This window comes from Pseudomonas sp. PKS (genome assembly GCF_051913525.1).
GTDB classification, from domain to species: domain Bacteria; phylum Pseudomonadota; class Gammaproteobacteria; order Pseudomonadales; family Pseudomonadaceae; genus Aquipseudomonas; species Aquipseudomonas guariconensis_D.
Map to the genome: position 1 here is coordinate 35,697 of NZ_JBEGDO010000025.1, position 21,491 is coordinate 57,187.

Here is a 21,491-nt window from a genome sequence, read left to right on the forward strand (position 1 = left end):
CTATGATCCGCCGCACCCTGCCCGCCGTTCTCGCCCTGTTGTTCAGCTCGCCCTTGCTGGCCGGGCAGCAGACGTTGTTCAGCTTCGTGCGTCCGGCAGCGGTGGTCAACGTGACCACTACCGATGCCCACATGCCGCAATACAACGCCGAGCAGACCACCGAAGGCGAGGTGCTGCGGCGCGTGGTGTTCAACCCGGTGCAGCAGCCGACCTTGCGCCTGAGCCCGCAGAGCGGCGCCTGGGACTGGTCCGGCGGCCAGGCCCTGACCCTGCGATTGCAGAGCGCCATGGACTGGGCATTGACCGTGGACGTGACGGTGCAAAGTAGCGACGGTCGCACCCTGAGCAGTCGCATCGACCTGCCTGCGGGCCCTGCGCAGACGGTGTGGGTGCCTTTGCGGGCTCGTTCGCCATTGAGCCAGGGTATGCGCGCCGGGCCGCCGATGCCCTGGGTGTATGAAGGGCAGCGCGTTTTGCTCGCCAGCAGTGCAGGGGAGGTGGATCTTGCGCAGGTGGTTGGCGTCAGCCTGAGTATCCCCAATCCCAAGGTGGCCCAGAGCCTGCTGATCGAGAGGGTCGGCATCCAGGACGATGACCAGGCGTTCACGGCCGCCTACGAAGGACTGCTCGACGCCTACGGCCAGTCTACCCGCGGGCGTTGGCCAGAAAAAATCACCAGTGACGAGCAATTGAAGGCCGCCCGAGGACGTGAGCAACAGCAACTCAAGGACTGGCTCGATGCCCGCGGCAAGCAACAGCTCGATGCCTATGGGGGGCTGCTGGCCGGGCCTGCGTTCGAAGCCAAGGGGTTTTTTCGAACCGAGAAGCGCGACGGACGCTGGTACCTGGTGACCCCGGATGGCCACGCGTTCTATTCCCTGGGCGTCAATGCCGTGGCCGCCGATGGCGGGCGCACCTATGTGGCGGGCCGCGAAAGCATGTTCAAGGCCTTGCCTGGCGAGGGTGAACCGCTGGCCGCTTTCTATGGGCAGGGCAACAACGACGATGGCAATGCCTCATCGCAGGGGCGCAATTTCAAGCAAGGCCGCTGGTTCGATTTCTATGCAGCCAACCTGTACCGCACCTATGGCGAGCCTTGCCCGGCAAGCCCTGCGGTGCCGTGCCCACCAGCCGCCCTGGATGCGGCACGCTGGCAGGCCCATACCCTCGACCGGCTGCAGGCCTGGGGCTTCAACACCCTGGGGAATTGGAGCGATCCGGCGCTTGGGCAGGCTCGGCGGATGCCCTACACCCTGCCGTTGTCGATTGTCGGCGACTACACCAGCATCAGCACCGGCATGGATTGGTGGGGCCGTATGCCCGACCCATTCGACCCGCGCTTTGCCATGGCGACCGAGCGTGCGGTTGCCATCGCTGCCCGGGATCACCGCGATGACCCCTGGCTGGTCGGCTACTTCGCCGACAACGAACTGGCCTGGGCGGCCCCAGGCGAGGACCCCAAGGCCCGCTATGGCCTGGCTTACGGCACCTTGCGTCTGACGACCGATGTGCCGGCCAAGCGTGCCTTCCTCAAGCAATTGCGCGACAAATACCGCAACCAGCAAGGCCTGTCCAAGGCCTGGGGCATCGACCTTCAGGCCTGGGAGCTGATGGAAGACCCTGGTTTCGAGGCGCCCTTGCCGAACCCCGAGTATCCCGAGATCGAGCGTGACTACCAGTACTTCCAGCAGGTATTTGCCGAGACGTACTTCAAGACCATCTCCGACGCGCTGAAATGGCATGCGCCCAACCACCTGTTGCTGGGCGGTCGCTATGCAGTGAGCACCCCGGAGGCGGTCAAGGCCTGCGCCCAGTTCTGCGACGTGCTGAGCTTCAATTTCTATACCCTCAAGCCTGAGGACGGCTATGACTTCGCCCGCCTGGCCGAGCTGGACAAGCCCGTTCTTGTCTCGGAGTTCCAGTTCGGCTCGCGTGATCGCGGGCCGTTCTGGCCTGGACCGGTGGAGGTCGCACGGGAGGAGGACCGCGGGCCGGCCTACGGCAACTTCCTCAAGGCGGCCCTGGCCCAGCCGATGATCGTCGGTGCGCACTGGTTCCAGTACCTTGATCAGCCAGCCAGCGGGCGTCTGCTCGACGGAGAAAACGGCCATCTTGGCCTGGTAGCCATTACCGACGTGCCGTATCCGGGGTTTGTGGAGGCGGTGCGCAAGAGCAACCAGCAGGCGCTAGAGCACGTACGCAAAGGCCTGGAGCAGCCTGTGCAATGAGGGCAGGGCCGCTGCGCGGCTGTATGGCAATACTAAAGAGAGCGTAGCGGCCTCGTGCCACCTATGACCACCCGGCCACATTCAGTTTGCAAATTGGCCAACTACTGGAACAATGCACGACTTTCGTTGAGATGAGTCGTACGGAGAGCTGTCGGGTGCAGATCCAGGGTCACTATGAGCTGAAGTTCGAGGCGGTGCGAGAAGCCTTCGCCGCGTTGTTCGACGATCCCCAGGAGCGTGGTGCGGGACTGTGCATCCAGGTTGGCGGCGAAACCGTGGTGGATCTGTGGGCCGGCAGTGCCGACAAGGACGGCCGCGAGGCCTGGCACAGCGACACCATCGCCAACCTGTTCTCGTGCACCAAGACCTTCACTGCCGTCACCGCGTTGCAACTGGTCGGGGAGGGCAAGCTCAGCCTGGACGCTCCTGTGGTGCGCTACTGGCCCGAGTTCGGCCAGGCCGGCAAAGAGTCCGTGACCTTACGCCAATTGCTCAGCCACCGGGCTGGCCTACCGGCCATTCGCGAACTGCTGCCGGCCGAGGCGCTTTACGACTGGCAAACCATGGTCGACGCCTTGGCAGCCGAAGCACCCTGGTGGACGCCGGGCACCGAGCATGGTTATGCCGCTATCACCTATGGCTGGCTGATCGGTGAGCTCATCCGGCGTGTCGATGGGCGTGGCCCAGGCGAGTCGATCGTCGCCCGTACTGCTCGTCCCCTGGGGCTGGATTTCCATGTCGGTCTGGCCGACGAAGAGTTCCATCGCGTGGCGCACATCGCCCGTGGCAAGGGCAACCCCGGCGATGCCGCGGCCCAGCGCCTGCTGCAGGTGACCCTGCGTGAGCCTGAAGCCTTGTCCACTCGTGCCTTCACCAATCCGCCGGCCATTCTCACCAGCACCAACAAACCTGAGTGGCGACGCATGCAGCAGCCAGCGGCTAATGGCCATGGCAATGCCCGCAGCCTCGCGGGCTTCTACGCCGGCCTGCTCGACGGCAGCCTGCTGGAGTCGGAACTGCTCGATGAGCTGACCCGTGAGCATAGCCTTGGCCAGGACCGAACCCTGTTGACCCAGACACGCTTCGGACTGGGTTGCATGCTCGACCAGCCTGAGGTGGCCAACGCGACGTTCGGGTTGGGCGCCCGGGCTTTTGGTCACCCAGGTGCCGGCGGTTCGGTCGGATTTGCCGATCCAGAGCACGACGTAGCCTTTGGTTTCGTGACCAATACGTTGGGCCCCTATGTGCTGATGGACCCTCGCGTCCAGAAGCTGGTACGCGTTCTTGGCACTTGCCTTTGATCGGGTAGTGCGGGTAATGCCCAAGCCCTTTGACTATCCTCAATGCCAATGCCTGATGTGTGTTGGCAAAATTTCTTTCTATTTCATGGTGTATCGCTGATGTCTTCACATAAAACCTTAGCACTTGCTCTGTGCCTTGCCGTTACTGGCTGTGCCCAGCATTCGCAAAAAGCGTCGAGCGACGCAGGCCACAGCTGGTGGCCGTTCGGCTCGGACAAAGTGGCCGAGCAGGAAGTGAAGGAAGCCGTGACTGAAAAGGTGGTCAAGGCTGATGCCAAGTCCGAGAGCGGCAGCCGCTGGTGGTGGCCGTTTGGCGGTGATGACAAGCAGGTCAAAGGCCCGGTCGTCCCCAAGATCGACCAGAAGGCCACCCAGGCCTGGCTTGATGAGTACGAGCCAAAGCTGCGTGAGGCCATCAAGGACAGCAAGTTCGAATTGGAGCGCCGTGACAACGTACTCGCGGTGACTATCCCTGTGGACGGCTCCTACAACCCGGATCGTCCTAACATGCTGCTGCCGATGACCCTGGGGCCGATCACTCGCGTGGCCAAGACCGTCGAAACCGACCCCAAGACCGCCGTGCTGATTCTCGGTCACGCCGACGCCAGCGGCGTCGCCGCAGCCAACCAGAAGCTCAGCCTGGAGCGCGCAGCTTCGGTATCGGCGATTTTCCGCCTCAGTGGCCTGCAGCGTGACCGCTTGACCCTCAAGGGTATGGGCTCGGTAATGCCACGTGCCGCCAACGACAGCGCCGAAGGTCGCGCTCTGAACCGCCGCGTGGAAATGCTGCTGACCCCACAGAACACCATGGTTGCGCTGCTGGCCAAGTACCAACAGGCAGCACCTGCGCCTGCGCCTGCCTCGATGGTTGCTACCCAGAACGCTCCGGCGCCCGCAGCCAAGGCAGCCGCCGGCAAACCCGCGGTGAAGGCTGCCGCCAAGCCGGCCGCCAAAAAGCCAGCCGCCAAGGCCAAGGCTCCTGCCAAAGCCACCGCGAAGAAGAAAGCCGCACCGGCAAAGCCGGTTGCAAAGAAGGCCGCGACTGAAAAGAAAGTAGCCTCTGCGAAGACCAACTGATCGTCAAGGAAACGCAGTCATGACCCAATCTCTGGCCGATATGCGCCGCGACTATACCCGTGATGGCCTGGCCGAAGCCCAGGCACCGGGTGAGCCGTTCGCCTTGTTCCACCAGTGGTTCGGCGAAGCCGTGAAAACCGAGCAGGCACCGGTTGAGGCGAACGCCATGACCCTGGCCACTGTCGATGAGCAAGGGCGTCCCCACTGCCGGGTGCTGTTGCTCAAGGGGCTCGACGAGCGTGGTTTCACCTTTTTCACCAACTACGACAGTGCCAAGGGCCAGCAACTGCTGGCCAATCCATACGCTGCCATGACGTTCTTCTGGCCGGCGCTGGAGCGTCAGGTGCGTATCGAGGGGCGGGTGGAAAAGGTTACGGCCAAGGAGTCTGACGACTATTACCAGGTGCGTCCGTTGGGGAGTCGCCTGGGGGCCTGGGCTTCGCCGCAGAGCCGAGTGATTGCCGGTCGTGAGGAGCTCGAAGGCCTGGTCAAGGCCACTGAGGCGCGATTCTCCGATACTCAGCCCCATTGCCCCGAGCATTGGGGGGGCTATCGCCTGTTGCCTGAGCGTATCGAGTTCTGGCAGGGCCGCGCCAGCCGGCTGCATGATCGCCTGAACTATCGATGGGTAGAGGGTCAGTGGCTGCGTGAGCGCCTGGCGCCTTAACCGGTGTAAGCGGCGGCCTGGCGTTCAAGCCAGGCTGCCAGTTCCTTTTGTTTGATCTTTCGTCCCCGCGCCTGCTCCAGGCAATCAAGCATGTAGGCCCGTTTGGCTGGGTCCTCGCCCGCCAGCGACAAGGCCAGGTCGCGGTCCATCCAGCGGCGCATGCGCACGTACAGCCACCAATGGAAGTACAGGCCTGTGACAGTCACCACAACGACGATGAAGTAATCCATGGCTATCCTTGGTCTCGATAATCGAGCCCGCAAAGGGGTGTGCAGGCTGTACTGAAGCTGAATAAAAGCAAATTTGTAACGTCTGTGTCGTGACAGTCATCAACGCGCGGGGTCTAATGGACACCTGACTTATGGAGAGTTTCCCATGCGTAAATCCGTTTTGCTGGTGGCGAGTTTCACCACCATGTCGCTGCTGCTCGGCGGTTGTGCTTCCAGTCTGACCGGTGACAGCTATTCCCGAGATGAGGCCCGCCGCGTACAGACCGTACGCATGGGCACTATCGAGTCCCTGCGTCCGGTGAAAATCGAAGGCACCAAGACCCCGATCGGTGGTGGTGCAGGTGCCGTGGTTGGCGGTGTGGCTGGTAGTGCCATTGGTGGCGGTCGCGGCAGCATCGTCGCCGCCGTGATTGGGGCCGTGGCCGGTGGCTTGGCAGGCTCCGCCGCCGAAGAAGGCCTGACCCGTACCCAGGGTGTGGAAATCACCGTTCGCGAAGACGACGGCAGCATGCGTGCCTATGTGCAGCAAGTGCAGCAGAACGAAATCTTCCGTGTGGGTGAGCGCGTGCGCATCATGACTGTCGATGGCACCAGCCGTGTGACGCACTGATCGTACTGAGGTAATGAAAAACCCCGACTCGGCTTACGCCGGTCGGGGTTTTTTGTTGCCGTAATGATCAGTTGATGGGTTTGCGGCTGGCCATCGCAGTTATTGCGTAACCGATCAGGGCCGCGAACAGAGAACCAGTAAGAATGCCCATGCGGTCCATGCCGGCAAACTCGCTGTCCCCCGGTGCGAAGGCCAGGGAGCCGACGAACAAGCTCATGGTGAAGCCGATGCCGCACAGGATCGCAACGCCCAGCACCTGCCCCCAGTTTGCGCCTGCAGGTAACGCAGCCAGCCGCAGCTTGACCGCAAGCCAGGTCAGGCCGAATACGCCGACCGTCTTGCCCAGTAACAGGCCGACGGCGATACCCAGGGGAACGGGATGAGTGAAACTGTCCAGGGTCATGCCTGCGAGAGAGACACCGGCATTGGCAAAGGCGAACAAAGGCAGGATGGCATAGGCGACCCAGGGATGCAGGGCGTGTTCAAGGCGCAGCAGTGGTGAGGAGGCGGCATGACGGGTGCGCAGTGGAATGCACAGGGCCAGGGCCACACCGGCCAGGGTCGCGTGGACGCCGCTCTTGAGCACGCAGACCCAGAGGATCAGGCCCACCAGCAGGTAGGGTGTCAGCTTGATCACGCCCAGCCGGTTCATCGCTAACAGGGTCAGCAGGCAAGCACCCGCCAGCATCAGCGAAACGTTTGACAGGGTACCGGAGTAGAACAGGGCGATGATGACGATGGCGCCCAGGTCGTCGATGATCGCCAGGGTCATCAGGAACAGTTTCAGCGACACCGGTACCCGCTTGCCGAGCAGCGCCAGCACGCCCAGGGCGAACGCGATATCGGTGGCGGTGGGAATGGCCCAGCCGGCGATGGCAGCCGGGTTGTCCCGGTTGATCAACCAATAGATCAGCGCGGGCACCAACATGCCGCCGATGGCGGCGGTGGCCGGGAGGATCACCTGGGAAGGTTTGGACAACTGACCCTCGATGACCTCGCGCTTGACCTCCAGGCCGATCAGCAGAAAAAACAGCGCCATCAGGCCGTCGTTGATCCACAGCAGCAGAGGCTTGGCGATCTGCAGGGCGCCGACCTGCACGGCGACCGGCACGTCGAGCAGGCCGCCATATAGATAGGAAAGGGGAGAGTTGTTGACGACCAGGGCGAGGACCGCCGCGGCGATCAGCAGCAGGCCACCGGCGGCCTCAAGCTGGAGAAAACGGGTAATGAGGGTACGCACGGCCTGACGGGTCTCCATGAACGGGCTCGGATGAAAAAGACGTACACCCTAGCGTGGGGGCGTGGGGTATTGGAACAAAAACGCCCTGCGCTTTTGTTATAGGTTTTTACGGCTCGATCTGCGAAGCCTAAAGGGCTTTTGCCGGACGCCGTGATGGAAAAAATCTGGCATCGGTGAGGGGGTTTTCTGATCTTTTGGCTCAGTTGAGGGCTGTGCGTCAGCCCTCATTTCCATCTGAGTCAGGCATCGAGCCCAAGCATGTCCCGCGCTACGGCTTCGGCGATACGAATGCCATCGACGCCTGCGGAAAGGATGCCGCCGGCATAACCTGCGCCTTCACCTGCCGGGAACAACCCCTTGAGGTTGAGGCTTTGGTAGTCTGCACCTCGGGTGATGCGCACCGGCGAGGACGTGCGTGTCTCGATGCCGGTCAGTACAGCGTCGTGCAGGTTGTAGCCCTTGATCTGGCGGTCGAACGCCGGCAGCGCTTCGCGGATGGCCTCGATGGCGAAGTCCGGCAGGCTCGGCGCCAGGTCGCCCAGGGTCACACCTGGCTTGTAGGAAGGTTCAACGCTGCCCAGTTCAGTAGAGGGACGGCCAGCGACGAAATCGCCTACCAACTGCGCAGGCGCCTGATAATTGCTGCCGCCCATCACGTAGGCATGGGACTCCAGGCGTTCCTGCAGTTCGATACCCGCCAGCGGGCCACCCGGGTAGTCGCGCTCCGGATCAATGCCGACGACGATACCGGAGTTGGCGTTGCGCTCGTTACGCGAGTATTGGCTCATGCCGTTGGTGACCACACGGCCCGGCTCGCTGGTGGCGGCGACCACGGTGCCGCCCGGGCACATGCAGAAGCTGTAGACCGAACGGCCGTTTTTGGCATGGTGCACCAGCTTGTAGTCGGCAGCACCCAGCTTCGGGTGCCCGGCATATTTACCCAGGCGCGCCTTGTCGATCAGCGACTGTGGGTGTTCGATGCGGAAGCCGACCGAGAACGGCTTGGCTTCCATGTAGATGCCTTTGGCATGGAGCATGCGGAAGGTATCGCGAGCACTGTGACCCAAGGCCAGGACCACATGGCGCGAGTGCAACTGTTCGCCGCTCTCCAGCACCACGCCGGTCAGTTGACCGTCATCGATCAGCAGGTCGGTGACCTTTTGCTCGAAGCGGACTTCCGCGCCCAGGGCAATCATGTCCTGGCGCATCTGCTCGACCATGCCGGTCAGTCGGAAGGTGCCGATGTGCGGTTTGTTGATGTAGAGGATTTCTTCCGGCGCACCGGCCTTGACGAACTCTTCCAGGACCTTGCGGCCATGGTGGTTCGGGTCCTTGATCTGGCTGTACAGCTTGCCGTCGGAGAAGGTGCCGGCGCCGCCTTCACCGAACTGGACGTTGGACTCAGGGTTGAGCACGCTCTTGCGCCACAGGCCCCATGTGTCCTTGGTGCGCTGGCGTACTTCCTTGCCACGCTCCAGGATGATCGGGCGAAAGCCCATCTGCGCCAGCAACAGGCCTGCGAAGATGCCGCAGGGGCCGAAGCCAACCACGATCGGCCGTTCTTGCAGGTCGGTGGGTGCATGGCCGACGAATTTGTAGCTGACATCGGGTGCAACACCGATGTTGCGATCGTCAGCGAACTTGCGCAGCAGTTGCGCTTCGTTGCTCGCCTCCAGGTCGATGGTGTAGATGAACAGCATTTCGCTGTTCTTCTTGCGGGCATCGTAGCTGCGCTTGAACAGGGTGAAGCTGAGCAGTTGCTCATCGGTGATACCCAGACGCTCGACGATCGCGTCACGCAGGGCTTCATCGGAGTGGTCCAGGGGCAGCTTCAGTTCGGTGATTCGTAGCATGGCAGGGTCCAGTATCCCGGCCATGGGGCGGCCGGCGGCTTTACACAAACCGCCAAGTATAAGCTGTTAGCCTTCCTGACTGGAGGATAAAAGCGCCCCGGTGATCAGTTGTCGCGGGCACCGCCGTAGTAGCCGCAGCCTTGCAGGGTCTGGCCATCGATACGAAGCTCGGCGCGCAGGTGGCGAACAGCTCCGGTGGCACCATCGATGCAGCGTTGCGGGGCGACCCACAGCTCGATGCGCTGGCCGTTGGCTTCGCTGGACAGGCTCAAGCCACCGCCAGGCATCTGCTCTTCCAGATAAGGCAGAGGCAGTGGGTCCTTGCCGACACGCTCCAGCACCATGCCCTTGCCGCTGGCCTTGATCGCCCAATCCGGCTCGTGGCCGTCGGCGCGCAGCGTCAGTTGCTTGAAGTTGGGGTCTTCGCAAGCCTGTGCGGAAGGTTCGAGGCGATACAGGCGTTGTACTTCCAGGCGGCCGTCGTTGTTGGCCTGCTTGGTGCCGGTCAGGCTGCCACGAACATCGGCGAACAGCTTGTCGCCTGCGTCGTCGGCCAGATTGGCTGCCTCCTGCAGGATGCCGGTACCGGCGGCATCGCTGACCACGAAGCGGCGGGCTTCATTGCAGGGCTTGAACAGCAACTGCCCGCCCCCGGCGCTCAGTTCGCCCTGCATGCGGGTGGTGCCGATGTTCGGATTGACCGGCTTGTCCGCCATGAGCTGGCAGCCGGCGAACAGCGGCAGCAGGGTGGCGAGCAGCAGGGGAGGGGTGAGGCGCATGGGGCGGGCTCCGAAAACGTTGCAAAAGAGCTGGCCACGTTACTCAGGCTGGACGTGTATCACAAGCGTGGGGTTGACTGTGCCGGCGTGTTCGCGGGTAAAACGGGAGGGCATGCCTGGTGAATGAGGCGCCAGCCTTTCATCCATGAAAAAAGGGCCCGAAGGCCCTTTTTTCAATCGTAGGTCGATCAGCCGCCCAGATAGGCGTCGCGTACCTTCGGGTCGACCAGCAGCGCTTCACCGGTGCCCTGCATCACCACCTTGCCGTTTTCCAGCACATAGGCGCGGTCGGCGATCTTCAACGCCTGGTTGGCGTTCTGTTCGACCAGGAACACCGTCACGCCGTCACGGCGCAGTTGCTCGATGATGTCGAAGATCTGCTGGATGATGATCGGTGCCAGGCCCAGCGAGGGCTCATCGAGCAGCAACAACTTGGGCTTGCTCATCAGCGCCCGGCCGATGGCCAGCATCTGTTGCTCGCCACCGGACATGGTGCCGCCTCGCTGCACGTAGCGTTCCTTCAGGCGCGGGAACAGCTGCAGGACCTTGTCCAACTGCTCCTGGTAATCGCCCTTGTTGGTGAAGAAACCGCCCATGGCCAGGTTCTCTTCGACGGTCAGGCGGGCGAACACACGGCGGCCTTCCGGAACCACCGCGATACTCTTGCGCATGATGTGCGAGGAGGGTTGGCCGACCAGCTCTTCACCCAGGTACTTGATGCTGCCGCTGTGGGCCTGGGGCGAGCCGCAGAGGGTCATCAGCAGGGTGGATTTGCCAGCGCCGTTGGCACCGATCAGGGTGACGATCTCGCCCTGGTTGATCTCCACGTTGACGCTGTGCAGCGCCTGGATCTTGCCGTAGAAGGTGGAAACGTTCTCGAACTTCAGCATTTACGCCTCCCCCAGGTAGGCCTTGATCACATCAGGGTTGCCGCGAATTTCTTCCGGCGTGCCATCGGCCAGGGGCGTGCCCTGGTTGATCACCACGATGTGGTCGGAAATGCTCATCACCAGCTTCATGTCATGCTCGATCAGCAGCACGGTCACGTTGTGGGATTCGCGCAGGTAGGCGATCAAGGCCTTGAGGTCCTCGGTCTCCTTGGGGTTCAGGCCGGCGGCTGGTTCGTCGAGCATGATGATCCGGGGCTGGGTCATCATGCAGCGGGCGATCTCCAGGCGGCGTTGCTGGCCGTAGGCCAGGGTGCCGGCGGTACGGTTGGCGAACTCGGTCAGGTTGACCTTCTCCAGCCAGTACTGTGCGCGTTCCATGGCTTCCTTCTCGCTGCGGCGGAAGCTCGGGGTCTTGAACAGGCCTGCGAAGAAGTTGGTGTTCAGGTGGCGGTGCTGGGCGATCAGCAGGTTTTCCAGGGCGGTCATTTCCTTGAACAGACGCACGTTCTGGAAGGTCCGTACCACGCCTTTGCGGGCGATCTCATGGCCGGCCAGGCCCTGGATCGGCTGGCCATCGAGCAGGATGGTGCCGCCGCTGGGCTTGTAGAAGCCGGTCAGGCAATTGAAGACGGTGGTTTTGCCGGCGCCGTTCGGGCCGATCAGCGCCACCACTTGTTTCTCCTTGACGGTCAGGCCCACGCCGTTGACCGCCAACAAGCCGCCGAAGCGCATGCTCAGGCCGCTGACTTGCAGAATTTCGCGGCTCATCGACGCAGCTCCATATGGGGACGTTGCATAGGCAGAAGGCCCTGCGGACGCCAGATCATCATCAACACCATCAGGGCACCGAACATCAGCATCCGGTACTCACTGAACTCACGCATGAGCTCCGGCAGCAGGATCATCACGATGGCCGCGAGGATCACGCCCAACTGCGAGCCCATGCCGCCCAGCACGACGATGGCGAGGATGATCGCCGACTCGATGAAGGTGAACGACTCCGGTGTCACCAGACCCTGACGGGCCGCGAAGAAACTACCGGCGAAACCTGCGAAGCACGCACCGAGGGTGAAGGCCGACAGCTTGATCACGGTCGGGTTCAGGCCCAGCGCACGGCAGGCGATCTCGTCCTCGCGCAACGCTTCCCAGGCGCGGCCGATCGGCATGCGCAGCAGGCGGTTGATGACGAACAGCGCCAGCAACGCCAGCAGCAGGGCCACCAGGTAGAGGAAGATGACCTTGTTGATCGAGTTGTACTGCAGGCCGAAGAACTCATGGAAGGTCTGCATTCCCTCGGCGGCGCGGCGTTCGAAGGTCAGGCCGAAGAACTCCGGCTTGGGGATGTTGCTGATGCCGTTGGGGCCGCCGGTCCAGTCGGTGAGGTTACGCAGGAACAGGCGGATGATCTCGCCGAAGCCGAGGGTCACGATCGCCAGGTAGTCACCGCGTAGGCGCAGCACCGGGAAGCCGAGCAGGAAGCCGAACGTGGCGGCCATCAAGCCGGCGATCGGCAAGCATACCCAGAAGCTCCAGCCCAGATAGTGCGAGAGCATGGCATAGCTATAGGCGCCGACGGCGTAGAAGCCGACATAACCCAGGTCGAGCAGTCCAGCCAAGCCGACCACGATGTTCAGGCCAAGGCCCAGCAACACGTAGATCAGGATCAATGTGGCGATGTCGACCGCGCCGCGCGAGCCGAAGAACGGCCACACGAGCGCCGCGACGATCAAACCCATGATCACATAGCGCTGGGTCTTGGGCAGGGTCAGGTAGTTGGTGACGGCCGGAGGAATCAGTTTGCGATCCGAACGGCGGCCCAGCACTGAATTCCACTGCTTGTCGAACAGCACGCGCAGGAACATCAGCACCGAGCACACGGCGATGATGCTGATGGTGAACGAGCCCTGGCTATGCACGGCCAGGCTGATGCCATCGATGCTCAGTTTCAGGCCCAGCACCGGGAAGGCCACAGCCCATACCAGCAAGGCGCTGAAGAACGCCTGTTTGAGATTTCTGTTCATACTTTTTCAACCTCCGGACGGCCCAGGATGCCGGTCGGCCGGAACAGCAGGACAAGAACCAACAAGCCGAACGCAACGACGTCCTTGTACTGGTCGCCGAAGATATCGGCACCAAACGCTTCGGCCACGCCCAGCACCAGCCCGCCGAGCATGGCGCCCGGGATACTGCCGATGCCGCCCAGTACCGCCGCGGTGAAGGCTTTGAGGCCCACCAGGAAGCCGGCGTTGGGGTTGATCACCCCGTACTGCATGCTCAGCAGCACGGCCGCCACCGCCGCCAGCGCGGCGCCGATGACGAAGGTCAGGGCGATGATGTTGTTGGTGTTGATGCCTAGCAGGTTGGCCATCTTGATGTCCTCGGCGCAGGCACGGCAGGCGCGCCCCAGACGGGAACGGGAGATGAACAGGGTCAGGCAGGTCATGGCCACCAATGTGACCACGAACACCAGAATCTGCATGTAGGACACCAGGACTTCCTCTGCACCGCCCGGCCCGAACGAGAAGGCGCCCGGAATCAGGTTGGGGATGGATTTGTCCTTGGAGTCCTGGGAAAGCAGGACAGTGTTTTGCAGGAAGATCGACATACCGATGGCAGAGATCAGCGGGATCAGGCGGTTGCTGTTGCGCAGCGGCCGGTAGGCGACCCGTTCGATGCTATAGCCATAGGCACTGGTGACGAAGATCGTCGCGACGAAGGCGACGGTCATCAGGATCGGCAGCGAATGGATACCCATCATGGCCAGGCCCGCGAGGGCGATGAAGGCCACGTAGGAACCGATCATGTACACCTCGCCGTGGGCGAAGTTGATCATGCCAATGATGCCGTACACCATCGTGTAGCCGATGGCGATCAAGGCATAGGTGCTGCCGATGGTCAATCCATTAACCAGTTGTTGGAAGAAATGGTAGATCTCAGGCATTACAGCGCTCCTAAAAACCTGATTTGCATTCGCTGGCGGGTGGTGAACCCGTCCCGTATCGAGGGCTTGGCAACGATGACAGGCACGGCCAGGGAACCGCGGGTGACGGTTTTAAGATTTTCAGGTGAACCCCCTCCCGGATCGCGGGAATCGGGCCCATGAACCTCGTAAAACAAAGCCCACTGCTCACACAGTGGGCTTTCGGTTAGCTAGTCACGCTGTTACTGGGGAGAGACTTCGGTCTTCGGTTTGCCGAAGTGCCATTCGTAGACCACGAACTTGAAGTCCTTCAGGTCGCCTTTCTCGTCGTAGGACAGCTCGCCGGTCGGGGTCTTGAACTTGCCGGCGTGGATGGCGGCAGCCACTTTGTCGGTGTCTTCGGACTTGGCGGCCTTGATGCCTTCGGCAATCAACTCGACGGCCGAGTAGGCCGGGAATACGAACGGGCCGCTCGGGTCTTTGCCGTCAGCCTTGATGGCGTCGACGATTGCCTTGTTCGCCGGGTCCTGGTCGAAGGACTTCGGCAGAGTCACCAGCAGGCCTTCGGAGGCGTTCTGGGCGATCTGCGAGATGGAGTCGTTACCCACGCCTTCCGGGCCCATGAACTTGGCTTTCAGGCCTTTTTCCTGGGCTTGGCGCAGGATCAGGCCCAGCTCTGGGTGGTAGCCGCCGTAGTAGACGAAGTCGACGTTGTTCTGCTTGAGCTTCTGGATGATCGAGGAGAAGTCCTTGTCACCGGCGTTCAGGCCTTCGAAGACAGCGACCTTGACGTTCTTGCCTTCCAGGGTCTGCTTGACCGCGGTGGCGATGCCTTCGCCGTACTGCTGCTTATCGTGCAGGACCGCGACGACCTTCGGCTTGACGTGGTCGGCAATGTAGTTGCCGGCGGCAGGGCCCTGGGCGCTGTCCAGGCCGATGGTGCGGAAGATCAGCTTGTAGCCACGGGCGGTGATTTCCGGGCTGGTGGCAGCCGGGGTGATCATGATCACGCCTTCGTCTTCGTAGATGTCCGACGCAGGCTGAGTGGAACTGGAGCACAGGTGGCCGACCACGAACTTGACGCCATCGTTGACCACTTTGTTGGCGACTGCCACGGCCTGTTTAGGGTCGCACGCGTCGTCGTATTCCTTGGCCTCGAGCATCTTGCCGTCGATACCGCCTTTGGCGTTGATGTCCTCGATGGCTTTCTTCGCGCCGATGAACTGCATGTCGCCATACTGGGTGACCGGACCGGTCTTAGGGCCGGCGATACCAATCTTGATGGTGTCGGCGGCAAACGAATGGCTGGCAACCCCGGCCAGAACCATTGCGGCGAACAGCTTGGAAATCTTGATCATAGTGCTCCACTCATTCTGTTGTAATTCTTATAGTCCTGGCGGCCAGGGCTACAGATCGGGCGGCTCCGGCATGGCCACGCCATGTCGCAAGCCTACCTTCCCCGGAACGTGTCCCGGAACTGTACCGGTACAGTGTAGAGCGCCCTTCGAGCGCTTGAAAAGCGGGCGAAAAGCGCGACGTTCTCCGGGTGTCGCCTGATCGAAACAAAGATACAGAAAAGCGCCATTGCTTTGCCTGCATCCTTGGCCCCACCCCACAACTTCGGGACTGATCGACCAATTTACGTATTTGAAACCGGGTTTTTCTGCAAAAATGCCGGCCTTTTCAAATGCCACATTTCTGCCGGTAGGAACCCATGACTGATCAAGCAAGCACCCTCTATGCCAAATTGCTCGGCGAGACGGCAATCATCGAGTGGAAAGCATTGGAGCGTTTCTGGGCCAAGGGTGACCTGATTTGGGTCGACCCTAGCCTGGACCTGATCGCTGTTGCCGAGGCGATGGCCGAGAATCGCAGCGAGATCTTCGCCAAGTGGCGCAATGATGGCACTGTGGCGCCCGTCTCCGCAGAGCAGGCGCTGGACCTGCAAAGCCGCGATCCAGAGATCTGGGCGGTGGTCGTTTCGCCGTTCATTGTGATCCAGGTGAAGAAACCGGAATAAGCCCGGGCTTTTTTAGTGCGCGAAAACGCACAGCGCGCCACAAGGGTGCGCGTTGACGCTCACGTAAGGTGGAAACAAGTAACAACGGCGCCGCGGTTCGGCGTGGCGGTAACAGTTTACGGCATGCGTAATGGGCATCCCGTTTCAGGCTTCGCCAGCGCCTGTTGAATCCTTGGCGCTGGCGAAGCCTGCGATGGGCCACGACGCGGCCCCAAGCGTTCCGTTAGTAATCCACTCGCCCGGTGTGGTTGTTCAGGGAGATGACCCGAGTCTTGCCAATCCGGTGGCGGAAGATCTCGCGCAGGTACTTCACTGCCTTCTTCACGCACTCGCGTGACAGGCGGATGTCGTTGATCGAGACGAAGCGGCTCTTGTCGTTGATCAACTCGCGGTACTTCTTCTCGTACATCGGTTTGATCGCGTACCAGTTGGTGTCGAGGATCTTGGCCGGGTTTTCGAACTCGTTGAGCAGGTCGTCGATGCGTTCTTCGGCGAAGTGCTCGCTGGTGATGAATTCGAGGATGGCGTTGTCCAGCGTGTCGTCGAAGCGGTACGGGGTACGCGCGAAGCAGCGCTTGATGAAGGCCACGATCAGTGTCAGGAAGTCGTCCGACAGGCACGGACTCTTGGCGATCAGGGTGGTCAGCGACAGATTCGCCGAGGCGCCGATGACCAGCGCGTAGCGCTTGAGCGTGGTGTTGGGGAACAGGCTGTTGAGGTGGGTCTTGAGCCGGTTCAGGTCCATGTACGACAGCTTGTAGTCCTTGGGCAGCGACACGATCGACACCACCGAGGAGCAGTTCTTGAAGAAGTGCAGGTCGTGCAGGGCCGCGGCGTCATAGCCGGACGCTTGGTATTGCTCGAGCGCCGCGCGGTAGCGACGCGATTCGATCGGCAGCAGGCTGATCCCTTCGATGGCCTGGGTCTGCTTGTTGAAGTGCGGCAGATCGATGGAGCGGAAGAACAGATCGTCGATGTCCAGTCGCGGGCTTTCCTTTTCGAACACCTTGAACTTGTCCGAGGCTGGCGCAGGGCGTTCCGGCACCACCGACTCGGCATAGGCGATGGCGACCGGGCCCGCCAGGCTCATGAACAGGTCGTTGGCGTCCAGGCGAATGGTTTCGCCAATGTCGATGCCGGCGCGACGGAAGTAATTCTGGTCGTAGTCGGTGGTCACGGCCTGGGCCGTGAGGATGTTGAAGATCTGCTGGGAGATGTACTGGTTGGCGTGCTTCTCCATGGCGTTGACGTCGATGTTCTGGATCGTGCCGTCGTCGCTTTCCTCGGCATAGCGCATGATGTCGTTGGAGATGAGCATCATGGCGTTCCAAGGGCGGATGCGCCCCATGACGCTGGCTTCGCTGCTGTCTTCGTTATCGAAGTTGTACGAGAAGTCCCATTCTTCCGACAGGTACTTGCACAACAGGCGCCCGGCATTGATGTGCAATGCCTCGGACATCTCGCTGCGGTGGTCGGAGATGTTCGGCAGCACGCAGATGCCGCTGGTGAAGATCGGTTCGAAGACGAACGAGTGACCGCTCTTGCCGTCGTTCTCGTCGGCTGGCTTGGTATCGAAGGTCTTGTTCATGTACGAGTACTGCTGGGCCAGGCCGAATTCCGAGGCCATGCCCGAGCCGGTACCGCCGCCGGCGCTGAAGATATAGAAGTACAGGCGCGACTGGTTGGCCTTGATGCCGCAGGAGTCGATCAGGTACGAGTGGATCAGTTTCCAGTCGGCGCTGGAGAAACGCTGTGTGTCCTTGTTGAGGATGATCTTGGCCAGGTACTGGCCTAGGATCGGCGCGTTACCGGCCCCGCCGGCATGGACCTCGGACAGGTCCATGATTTTCATCTTGCTGTAGTCGCGCAAGAACCCGCCACGTTCGCCCTGGCGGGAGAAGCGGATGCGCCCGGCAATGTCCTTGTCCAGGTCGCCGAGCATCACCAGCGGCTCCACCAGAAACACCGGCTTCATGGCCTTGTTCTGTACCAGACGCAGGTTCTGGCGGATCCAGCGCGCCGGGCTGTAGCCGGTTTCGCTCTTGTGCCGATCCTCGTTGTTGAACTCGTTGAGGAAGAATGTGCGGGCGTTGTAGACCAGCTCGGCCACGTCAAGGGCGATGTTCGAGCCGCAGCGGCCCAGACCGATCAGGCATACCGACGGGAACTGCTGCTCCAGGCGCAGCAGGTTCTCATCCTCGGCGTGCAGGTTCTGCGGAAACACCAGATCACGCAGACCATCGAGATTATCGAGGATGCGTTGGATGTCCGGCTCGGTGTAGTACAGGTATTGCTGCGTGGGCGCACTGCGTACAGGCGCAAGGTCCCGGGCGGTACCCGTTGGCAGGGGGGAGGGGATCGACGACTCGGGCACCGCATTGGCAGAAGTAGTTGTTAGGGTCATAGTGCGCCATTTGCCTTGGGTGGTGGGCCGTCGGACAGTTGTGTCATCTAGCCATCACGGGTGGGATTACGCGACTGTATCGTCTGTTTGTCATGCTTCTTTAATCGTCTGCCTGGAGTTTTCATGAGTACTGCATTGCCTTCGCTGGGGTTCGCCGGAATCGGTTTGATGGGGCTGCCGATGTGCCGGCGCTTGCTGGCGGCGGGTTACCCGTTGACGGTCTGGAACCGCAACCCGCAAAAGTGCGCCGAACTGGTGGCGGCCGGTGCGCGCCAGGCCGCCAGCCCCGCCGAGTTGTGCCGCGACACGGACATCGTGCTGCTGTGCCTGGCCGATACGGCCGTGGTGCGGGAGGTAGTATTCGGCGAGCACGGCATCGCCCAGGGCGGGCGTGACGGCCAGCTATTGGTGGACTTCTCCAGCCTGGAACCGACCGCTACCCGTGAGATGGCGGCCGAGCTTGCCACTCTGTGCGGCATGGCCTGGCTGGATGCGCCGGTCTCCGGTGGTACTCCGGGGGCCGAGGCCGGCACGCTGGCAATCATGGTGGGGGGCGAGGCGCAGGATCTGGAGCGCGTGCGTCCAGTATTGTTGACCCTGGGGCAGCGGGTCACGCACATGGGCGGCGTGGGGGCAGGCCAGGTGACCAAGGCCTGCAATCAGATGATCGTAGCCTGCAACGCGCTGGTCATCGCCGAGGTTGTCGCGCTGGCCGAGCAATCGGGCGTTGACGCGCGGCTGATCGCCGAGGCCCTGGCTGGCGGCTTTGCCGACTCCAAGCCGCTGCAGATCCTGGCGCCTCAAATGGCCGAAAGCCGTTTCGAACCGATCAAGTGGCATGTGCGCACGTTGCTCAAGGACTTGGACACAGCGGTGAAATTCTCTCGCGAACAGGGTTCGGCGACACCGGTCAGTGGCCTGGCTGCGCAACTGATGCGCTTGCACGGTAGCCAGGGGTATCTGCAAAAAGATCCGGCGACACTGGTAGAGCTGTATCGCCGCAAGGACTGAACGTTGGCTCCTGGCCGTCGAGCCGCTCGAGGATCGGCTTAAGTTCGGCCAGGGGCACAGGGCGGCTGAGTAGGTAGCCCTGCAGGAAATCACAGCCGTGTGCGGCGAGGAAGGCATGCTGCTCGATGGTCTCGACGCCCTCGGTGACCACCTGCAGGTGCAGGGTGTGGGCCATGATGATGATCGCTTGGACAATCTCGCGATCCTTCTGGCTCCCTGCCACGTCCTGAATGAACGACCGATCGACCTTGAGTACGTCCAGCGGCAGGCGCCTGAGGTAGGCCAGCGATGAATACCCGGTGCCGAAATCATCGATCGACAGGGCCACGCCTTGGGCGCGAATGCGCTTGAGCAGGCTGACGACCCGCTGGATATCGCCCATCAAGGCGTTCTCGGTGACTTCCAGTTCCAGTTGAGGAGCAGACAGGCCAGCCTGGAACAGCGCCCTTTCCACTTCGTTGGGCAACTCCTCGCGGCCAAGGGTCACCGCCGAGCAATTGACCGTGACTTTGAGGTTGCGATAGCCGTGGCGATTGAGCTGCGCCAGGTCATGACAGGCACGGCGCAGTACCCACAGGTCTAGGTCGGCGATCAGGCCATTGGTTTCGGCGATACCGATGAAGCGGTCCGGGCTGAGCAGCCCATGCTGGGGATGCTGCCAGCGCACCAGGGCTTCGAGCTTTGCGACCTGGCCATTGTGCAGGTCGAAGATCGGCTGGTAGTGAACGCACAGCCCCCGCTCTTCGAGCAGGGCCACGCGCAGCTCTTCTTCCAGTTGCAATTCCAGTGTCGCGCGCGTCTTCAGGCTGCTGTTGAAAAAGTTCAGGCTGTTGCGCCCGCAGCCCTTGGACTGGTACAGCGCCAGATCGGCATTCTTGAGCAGCTCTTCGGCCGTGCGCCCATCATCAGGGAAGATGCTGATGCCGATGCTGGTGGTCATGACCATGCGCCGACCGCCCAGGTCGATGGGGTCCTTCATCCTTTGCATGATGCGCTGGGCCAGGTGGCGCGCTTCGTCGCGGCTGTTGAGGCTGGTGACGATGCAGAACTCGTCGCCGCCAAAACGGGCCACCAGGTCCTGGTTGCGGGTGGCGGCCTTGATGTGGCCGGCGATGACCTTGAGCAACTCGTCGCCTGCGGCGTGGCCGAGGCTGTCGTTGATCCGCTTGAAATGATCGATGTCCAGGAACATCACCGCCAGCCGGTTTTCGCTGTTGGCGTGTTCACACAGGCGCTCGGCGAAGACTTGGTTGAAACCGCGGCGGTTGACCAGGTTGGTCAGAGCATCGTAGTGGGCGGCCTGCTGCAGGGAGGCGCGCGCCTGGTCCAATTGGCTGAGCAGGACATTGACCCGACGCAGGTCGTGCTCCTTGCTCTGTAGTTTTCTGTCGGACAAGGCGGCGCTGATGCTGCTGCCGCTGATCAGAAGGGTAATGAAGGCGACGGTCAGGCCCAATTGCAGGCTGTTGTCGGCCGAGGGCAGGTGCAAGGCACTGTCGGCGGGCACTACCAGCGTCATGGCAGCCATGTTGATGAAGTGTGTGCCGATCAGGCCGCCTGCTATCAGCAGGCTGGCGGCGTACTTGCTGGCCAGGTGCAGGGTGCCGCTGCCCTGGCTGAAATAACGCCCCATCGACAGCACCAGAAGGCTGGCGCCGAGGGTGACGGCCAGCGCCAGGAGCGTCAGGACGGGCTCGTAGAACTGGTTGGCGTTGATCTGTAGCCCAGCCATCCCCGCGAAATGCATGAGTACGATGCCCAGCCCGGTCAGCAGGGCGCTTTGCACGTAATGGCCCAGACGCATTTCGTTCCGATCGAGGCTGTTCATCGCGAACCAAGCGGTGAGCAGGGCGATCAGCAGCGACAAGCCGGTCATCGGGACGTCGTAGCGAATATCGACCGGTGTCTGCAAAGCCAGTGTGCTGATGAAGTGCAGTGCCCAGATGCCGGCGGCCAGGCAACAGGCGCCCAGTACACGCCATTGCCGTCGGGCCGTGGGGTCTTCGCTCTGGCTCTGGCGTTCGGCCATGTCCAGCGTCGCGAAACATGCAATGCAGGCCACCCCGAAGGCAAGCAGGACCAGCAGGGGGTCATGGCGGCAGTCCAGGAAAATCTGGCCGGTAGTCGGCAGCTTGGCGAACAATTGCAGTCCCAACCACTCCATTGCATGCCTCTTCGTCGAGTTTGCACTCGTCCCCAAAAAAGCCGGTGGAGACCGTTCTGCAGCAGTATAGAAATGAGTGGTTAAGCCTTCCTGATTA

At 61.9% G+C, this 21,491-nt stretch carries 18 protein-coding genes; 7 read left to right on the forward strand and 11 right to left on the reverse strand.

Annotated features, from left to right (window positions below):
* The first annotated feature begins 2 nt into the window (after positions 1-2).
* The 4 genes from ABOA88_RS20520 (at position 3) to pdxH (ending at position 5,273) form a co-directional block, all read left to right on the forward strand.
* Complete coding sequence (locus ABOA88_RS20520) at positions 3-2,228, forward strand: beta-agarase (RefSeq protein ID WP_367852061.1); 2,226 nt, start codon at positions 3-5, stop codon at positions 2,226-2,228.
* A 155-nt stretch (positions 2,229-2,383) separates the two neighbouring features.
* Entirely contained in the window at positions 2,384-3,529 is a 1,146-nt protein-coding gene (locus ABOA88_RS20525; RefSeq protein WP_196170101.1) for a serine hydrolase domain-containing protein, read from the forward strand.
* 99 nt (positions 3,530-3,628) lie between these two features.
* Positions 3,629-4,606: an OmpA family protein gene (locus ABOA88_RS20530; protein ID WP_367852060.1), complete on the forward strand. Its 978-nt coding sequence runs from the start codon at positions 3,629-3,631 to the stop codon at positions 4,604-4,606.
* A 19-nt stretch (positions 4,607-4,625) separates the two neighbouring features.
* Positions 4,626-5,273 (forward strand): pyridoxamine 5'-phosphate oxidase, encoded by a 648-nt coding sequence (gene pdxH, locus ABOA88_RS20535; RefSeq protein WP_043213110.1) that lies wholly within the window; start codon positions 4,626-4,628, stop codon positions 5,271-5,273.
* Here the strand turns inward: pdxH and ABOA88_RS20540 are convergent.
* A complete protein-coding gene (locus tag ABOA88_RS20540; RefSeq protein WP_196170077.1) occupies positions 5,270-5,503 on the reverse strand; it encodes a hypothetical protein in 234 nt (77 codons plus the stop codon). The genes pdxH and ABOA88_RS20540 overlap by 4 nt on opposite strands.
* Before the next feature lie 145 nt (positions 5,504-5,648).
* Between ABOA88_RS20540 and ABOA88_RS20545 the strand changes: the two genes are divergently transcribed.
* On the forward strand, positions 5,649-6,113 hold the full coding sequence (locus tag ABOA88_RS20545) for a glycine zipper 2TM domain-containing protein (RefSeq protein WP_043213112.1): 465 nt from the start codon (positions 5,649-5,651) through the stop codon (positions 6,111-6,113).
* A gap of 67 nt (positions 6,114-6,180) precedes the next feature.
* Here ABOA88_RS20545 and nhaA read toward each other — a convergent pair whose 3' ends face one another.
* The 8 genes from nhaA to ABOA88_RS20585 all read right to left on the reverse strand — a co-directional run bounded on the left by nhaA (position 6,181) and on the right by ABOA88_RS20585 (position 15,153).
* On the reverse strand, positions 6,181-7,371 hold the full coding sequence (nhaA, locus tag ABOA88_RS20550) for a Na+/H+ antiporter NhaA (protein ID WP_196170078.1): 1,191 nt from the start codon (positions 7,369-7,371) through the stop codon (positions 6,181-6,183).
* Positions 7,372-7,592: 221 nt separating this feature from the next.
* A complete protein-coding gene (locus ABOA88_RS20555) occupies positions 7,593-9,206 on the reverse strand; it encodes an NAD(P)/FAD-dependent oxidoreductase (RefSeq protein WP_043213115.1) in 1,614 nt (537 codons plus the stop codon).
* Between the two features lie 104 nt (positions 9,207-9,310).
* The gene (locus ABOA88_RS20560; protein ID WP_367852059.1) at positions 9,311-9,985 is read right to left on the reverse strand and encodes a COG3650 family protein; all 675 of its coding nucleotides are present in this window, start codon (positions 9,983-9,985) and stop codon (positions 9,311-9,313) included.
* Positions 9,986-10,173: 188 nt separating this feature from the next.
* Entirely contained in the window at positions 10,174-10,875 is a 702-nt protein-coding gene (locus ABOA88_RS20565; RefSeq protein ID WP_043215137.1) for an ABC transporter ATP-binding protein, read from the reverse strand.
* Positions 10,876-11,643, reverse strand: coding sequence for a high-affinity branched-chain amino acid ABC transporter ATP-binding protein LivG (gene livG / locus ABOA88_RS20570; RefSeq protein WP_043215134.1), 768 nt, complete (start codon positions 11,641-11,643; stop codon positions 10,876-10,878).
* Entirely contained in the window at positions 11,640-12,896 is a 1,257-nt protein-coding gene (locus ABOA88_RS20575) for a high-affinity branched-chain amino acid ABC transporter permease LivM (protein WP_196170081.1), read from the reverse strand. Before ABOA88_RS20575 ends, livG begins: the two co-directional genes overlap by 4 nt.
* Positions 12,893-13,816 (reverse strand): high-affinity branched-chain amino acid ABC transporter permease LivH, encoded by a 924-nt coding sequence (gene livH, locus ABOA88_RS20580; protein WP_043215131.1) that lies wholly within the window; start codon positions 13,814-13,816, stop codon positions 12,893-12,895. The genes ABOA88_RS20575 and livH overlap by 4 nt, the downstream gene beginning before the upstream one ends.
* Positions 13,817-14,037: 221 nt before the next feature.
* Positions 14,038-15,153, reverse strand: coding sequence for a branched-chain amino acid ABC transporter substrate-binding protein (locus tag ABOA88_RS20585; RefSeq protein ID WP_196170083.1), 1,116 nt, complete (start codon positions 15,151-15,153; stop codon positions 14,038-14,040).
* Positions 15,154-15,509: 356 nt separating this feature from the next.
* Between ABOA88_RS20585 and ABOA88_RS20590 the strand changes: the two genes are divergently transcribed.
* Positions 15,510-15,815 carry a DUF2288 domain-containing protein gene (locus ABOA88_RS20590; protein ID WP_070094353.1) on the forward strand — a complete coding sequence of 102 codons (306 nt, stop codon included), beginning with the start codon at positions 15,510-15,512 and terminating at the stop codon, positions 15,813-15,815.
* 223 nt (positions 15,816-16,038) lie between these two features.
* On the opposite strand, the gene ABOA88_RS20595 is transcribed toward ABOA88_RS20590, so the two are convergent.
* A complete protein-coding gene (locus ABOA88_RS20595; protein ID WP_196170084.1) occupies positions 16,039-18,219 on the reverse strand; it encodes a hypothetical protein in 2,181 nt (726 codons plus the stop codon).
* Between the two features lie 123 nt (positions 18,220-18,342).
* On the opposite strand from ABOA88_RS20595, the gene ABOA88_RS20600 reads away from it, so the two are divergent.
* A complete protein-coding gene (locus ABOA88_RS20600) occupies positions 18,343-19,230 on the forward strand; it encodes an NAD(P)-dependent oxidoreductase (RefSeq protein ID WP_196170085.1) in 888 nt (295 codons plus the stop codon).
* Here the strand turns inward: ABOA88_RS20600 and ABOA88_RS20605 are convergent.
* Positions 19,130-21,394: a putative bifunctional diguanylate cyclase/phosphodiesterase gene (locus ABOA88_RS20605; RefSeq protein WP_367852058.1), complete on the reverse strand. Its 2,265-nt coding sequence runs from the start codon at positions 21,392-21,394 to the stop codon at positions 19,130-19,132. The two genes, ABOA88_RS20600 and ABOA88_RS20605, sit on opposite strands and share 101 nt — an antisense overlap.
* Positions 21,395-21,491 lie beyond the last annotated feature (97 nt).

What these genes read in the sequence shown, in the direction of transcription:
- ABOA88_RS20520 (WP_367852061.1), top strand. Translation starts at nt 3, where the DNA reads ATGATCCGCCGCACCCTGCCCGCCGTTCTCGCCCTGTTGTTCAGCTCG.
- ABOA88_RS20530 (WP_367852060.1), top strand. Translation starts at nt 3,629, where the DNA reads ATGTCTTCACATAAAACCTTAGCACTTGCTCTGTGCCTTGCCGTTACT.
- pdxH (WP_043213110.1), top strand. Translation starts at nt 4,626, where the DNA reads ATGACCCAATCTCTGGCCGATATGCGCCGCGACTATACCCGTGATGGC.
- ABOA88_RS20540 (WP_196170077.1), bottom strand. Translation starts at nt 5,503, where the DNA reads ATGGATTACTTCATCGTCGTTGTGGTGACTGTCACAGGCCTGTACTTC.
- ABOA88_RS20545 (WP_043213112.1), top strand. Translation starts at nt 5,649, where the DNA reads ATGCGTAAATCCGTTTTGCTGGTGGCGAGTTTCACCACCATGTCGCTG.
- nhaA (WP_196170078.1), bottom strand. Translation starts at nt 7,371, where the DNA reads ATGGAGACCCGTCAGGCCGTGCGTACCCTCATTACCCGTTTTCTCCAG.
- ABOA88_RS20555 (WP_043213115.1), bottom strand. Translation starts at nt 9,206, where the DNA reads ATGCTACGAATCACCGAACTGAAGCTGCCCCTGGACCACTCCGATGAA.
- ABOA88_RS20560 (WP_367852059.1), bottom strand. Translation starts at nt 9,985, where the DNA reads ATGCGCCTCACCCCTCCCCTGCTGCTCGCCACCCTGCTGCCGCTGTTC.
- ABOA88_RS20565 (WP_043215137.1), bottom strand. Translation starts at nt 10,875, where the DNA reads ATGCTGAAGTTCGAGAACGTTTCCACCTTCTACGGCAAGATCCAGGCG.
- livG (WP_043215134.1), bottom strand. Translation starts at nt 11,643, where the DNA reads ATGAGCCGCGAAATTCTGCAAGTCAGCGGCCTGAGCATGCGCTTCGGC.
- ABOA88_RS20575 (WP_196170081.1), bottom strand. Translation starts at nt 12,896, where the DNA reads ATGAACAGAAATCTCAAACAGGCGTTCTTCAGCGCCTTGCTGGTATGG.
- livH (WP_043215131.1), bottom strand. Translation starts at nt 13,816, where the DNA reads ATGCCTGAGATCTACCATTTCTTCCAACAACTGGTTAATGGATTGACC.
- ABOA88_RS20585 (WP_196170083.1), bottom strand. Translation starts at nt 15,153, where the DNA reads ATGATCAAGATTTCCAAGCTGTTCGCCGCAATGGTTCTGGCCGGGGTT.
- ABOA88_RS20590 (WP_070094353.1), top strand. Translation starts at nt 15,510, where the DNA reads ATGACTGATCAAGCAAGCACCCTCTATGCCAAATTGCTCGGCGAGACG.
- ABOA88_RS20595 (WP_196170084.1), bottom strand. Translation starts at nt 18,219, where the DNA reads ATGACCCTAACAACTACTTCTGCCAATGCGGTGCCCGAGTCGTCGATC.
- ABOA88_RS20600 (WP_196170085.1), top strand. Translation starts at nt 18,343, where the DNA reads ATGAGTACTGCATTGCCTTCGCTGGGGTTCGCCGGAATCGGTTTGATG.
- ABOA88_RS20605 (WP_367852058.1), bottom strand. Translation starts at nt 21,394, where the DNA reads ATGGAGTGGTTGGGACTGCAATTGTTCGCCAAGCTGCCGACTACCGGC.